The sequence below is a fragment of the Brevundimonas sp. TWP1-3 genome (assembly GCF_049896085.1).
Classification (GTDB): Bacteria; Pseudomonadota; Alphaproteobacteria; order Caulobacterales; family Caulobacteraceae; genus Brevundimonas.
This window is the reverse complement of record NZ_JAFCTP010000006.1, coordinates 1-3,276: the sequence shown is the minus strand read 5'-3', so window position 1 is coordinate 3,276 and position 3,276 is coordinate 1. Positions and strand designations below refer to the sequence as shown.

Annotated in this window: 5 protein-coding genes; 3 read left to right on the top strand and 2 right to left on the bottom strand. The window is 34.2% G+C overall.

The features are described 5' to 3' along the window. Positions 1 to 242 precede the first annotated feature (242 nt). Positions 243 to 962 (bottom strand): replication initiation protein, encoded by a 720-nt coding sequence (locus ACP693_RS17565; protein WP_002311815.1) that lies wholly within the window; start codon positions 960 to 962, stop codon positions 243 to 245. A 652-nt stretch (positions 963 to 1,614) separates the two neighbouring features. Here ACP693_RS17565 and ACP693_RS17560 point away from each other — a divergent pair. Beyond that, positions 1,615 to 1,710: a type I toxin-antitoxin system Fst family toxin gene (locus tag ACP693_RS17560; protein ID WP_106913803.1), complete on the top strand. Its 96-nt coding sequence runs from the start codon at positions 1,615 to 1,617 to the stop codon at positions 1,708 to 1,710. A gap of 301 nt (positions 1,711 to 2,011) precedes the next feature. Here ACP693_RS17560 and ACP693_RS17555 read toward each other — a convergent pair whose 3' ends face one another. Then, on the bottom strand, positions 2,012 to 2,236 hold the full coding sequence (locus tag ACP693_RS17555) for a hypothetical protein (RefSeq protein WP_000410576.1): 225 nt from the start codon (positions 2,234 to 2,236) through the stop codon (positions 2,012 to 2,014). A gap of 365 nt (positions 2,237 to 2,601) precedes the next feature. Here ACP693_RS17555 and ACP693_RS17550 point away from each other — a divergent pair, with 365 nt between their 5' ends. Together ACP693_RS17550 and ACP693_RS17545 are read left to right on the top strand one after the other, a co-directional pair. Continuing rightward, a complete protein-coding gene (locus tag ACP693_RS17550) occupies positions 2,602 to 2,886 on the top strand; it encodes a hypothetical protein (protein ID WP_000353844.1) in 285 nt (94 codons plus the stop codon). Between the two features lie 2 nt (positions 2,887 to 2,888). Then, positions 2,889 to 3,276, top strand: a 388-nt coding sequence (locus ACP693_RS17545; RefSeq protein ID WP_426050123.1) for a hypothetical protein, incomplete at its 3' end; no start/stop codon positions are given.

Genomic DNA, 3,276 nt, shown 5'->3' with positions numbered 1-3,276 from the left:
TAAACTAAATCCATCAAATCGAAATCGACCAAAGAATCATCAAAAAGAAACCAGTCAAACAGTCACTTCTAGAAATTTCGACCCAACAAATTTTCTAAAACGATAAAAAACAGATAGGAGTTATTCCTATCTGTTTTTTATTTAGAAGCCCCATACAATATGCTAGAATGTACTAGCAATCTTAGTCGGTTGTAAGGGACTTGTCTACTTGCTTAATGTAAGGGGGGCGAGTTCTTTTTTATTTATTCTTCTAACCAGTTACGCAGAGAAATCTTTGGCAAATCTGACGTTAGGCTTGAAAAAGTAAATTCTAATTTGGCGATTTTATTGCCCTTTTTTGCTTTTATTTTTGTGACTTTAAGATCATTGAAGTATTTTTTTAGTTCTCGTAATGCAGGATTTAATACTTTTTGATCAATGTTACCCATTTGATAGTATTCTGGGATATCCATTAAGCTCCTAAACTCTTCAATACGAACTACATAATAACCAGTAGAACGGTACTGCATAAGCAGTCGGAATAGAGTTTTTGCATACGTAGAACGCAACGACGTGAAAGCAGATAATTCAAATCTACTAAATTCAGCTGTTAAACCATTAATAATATATTCTAGGTCCGGATTAACACTGACTTCAACAAACTTTTTTGTTTTATTGATTTCAAAACCAGTAAACAAAACAAAGTAGCGAATAGAATCCTCATCTTCAGTACGGTAAGTAAGATTAAGCATATCTTTATAGAGCTTTTCTAAATCACCGACAAAGGCTTTTGTAGCAGTCATCTTATAATCACTTAACTCTTTTAATTCCTCGAAAGAAAATCTAACTTTTTTCAAACCACGATCTTTCATACGAGCGCATAATGCAAAAAATAAATCCATCTGCTTAGCATTGAAATTTTTCAGCGGTACTAAATTCAATTCATTTTGATATTTGACTGTTAATTCCGTTTTTTCATCCATTCCTTTCTTCCCCCCTTACAAATAAATAATAACCTTTAACAACCAACTCGTAAATAGGTTGGTTGTTATTATACAAAAGGATATTAGTACTCAGATAAAAAGTTGTTAGTACTCAGATAAAAAGTTGTTAGTACTCAGATAAAAAGTTGTTAGTACTCAGATAAAAAGTTGTTAGTACCCTTCTGTATCCGTTGGGAGAGTAAGGCTCAACTGCCCCCTAAAAAGGGTTCTAAAAAATCTTTAAAAAATAAATAAAATAAACGCGCGCGCGCGAGCAAAATTTCCCGCCAAAAAATCACCCACTTTTTAAAATAAACAGGTTCGCGCATGATATTAAACTGCCAATCTAGCTCCCTATGGTCGCTGTAAGAAGGAGTGATCGCTACGCTCTCACATTTTACTTGCAGCAGTCGCCTTTAGGCTCCTTCGCCAAAAATAATTCATTAGGGACTCCTTTGTGGCGTCCTGAGAGCTCGTCTAAGCCGTTCTAAGACAAGATTCGATAAAAACTATGTCCTTCGTTCTAAAGCGCCTTACAGGCGGTCAGGGCAAGCCCTAACAACCCCAAGGCAATAAAAAACTTAGGCTTATTTTTGCTTTTTTATTGTATAATTGATTGTCGCCTATCCGACAGTCTTGCGACTGGAAGGAGGTGTGTTTCGTGTTCACTAACTTTATTTGCTCCCTTCTTGTTGGGCTTTTAAGCGCTTTGTTCAGTTACTGGTTGAATAACCGAAACAAGAAGTAAAACTTAATTAAGGCGACTCAGCCCACAAAAAAAGCCCCAGAGAATCCGACCTCTCTGGGGCTTTCGTGTGTTTCGTGTTCACTTATTTGCAATCAAATTATAACAGAAATAAATATTTATTTCAAAAATATCCTACAAAAGTCTAAAATCCGTAATTATTTCTTATATGCAACATTTACAAATAAAGTCGCTCTGAGAGCTCGTATTTTTCGATTTAAGACGTTTTATTTAGTTTTTGGTGTATTTCATTGGTCCAAGCTAAAAAACTCTTAGAAGCGATTTTAGAGCCATTTAAACCCACTTAATTATATTCTCCATGAAATTCGCTCCATGCGTCAAAAGCTGCGTCTGAAATTCCGCCGTCTTCGTTCACTAGTTGCATTAATTTTTCCAACGATCGTTTTCTTTCGGGTGTCATATTTTTATATTCCAACAATTTTTCGTCTGTTAAATCGAACTTGATTGCTTGAATTGCTTGCTCTAATTTTTCTAAGTTTTGAAAATATTCGTAAGGAAATTTTTCCATTTTTTCTTTCTCCAGTCTCACAATTTTTCTAGAAATAAAATCACTTCTTTGCCGTCTATACTCTCAAAAAAAATGTCGTTTGAAAAACTAAATAAATTTTTGATCGTGCATTTTTAAATTTGGTTATCGATTACACGTGCAGCACTCCCCCCCGAATTTTAAAGAGCATAAGGAAACGTGTACCCACTTTCTAAAAAAAGTGGGTAGATAGGCTGTGCCTATCACGTTTCTCAGAAAAAAATTTGATATCACTTTTTCGCCATCGTGGGTAGCTTATGTATAGCATTTTGGCAAAAAACAGCTATACAAATATAGTATTTGTATGGTATACATAAATTATACATAATTGCAAAAGGAGATTTTTTATGGACATTTTAGTTCGGAATATTGATCCAAAGTTTGTTGCAACAATAGACAAACGTTGCCAAGAACTCACGAATAAAACAGGAGAAAAATGGAGTCGAAATAAATATCTAAAAGTTTTAATCGAAAGTGATTTTGACCGTCAACTTACGACTTACAAAAAAGACCAATTCGATTTATTGCTCGATAAATTTATTGCTATCCAAACAGAAAATACTCAAATATTAAGCGAGTATGTCTACACAAATAATCAAATCATTGAAATGCTTATCGGAGGAATGATATAACCATGAGAAAAACTTCTGTCCAAAAACATGTTACTTTGTACCCTAGTCATGTTGACGTTTTAGATTCCATCATCGAAAAAAATCCAGATATCAATAACTACTCGGAAGCCATTCGCTTTTTATGTATGAGTTATGAACCCGATACCAACACGACCACTACCAGCAATCAGGCAAAACTAAATGCTATGGGAAAAGAAATTTCCATCATGACTGAAATCATCGCAGAATTTGCTGATTTATATCTAAAAGATACAGGCGTTCTTATTGGCACAAATTCTAAAGTATATCAAGAAGTGAAAGAAAAAATCGAAGCTAAACTAAATCCATCAAATCGAAATCGACCAAAGAATCATCAAAAAGAAACCAGTCAAACAGTCACTTCTAGAAATT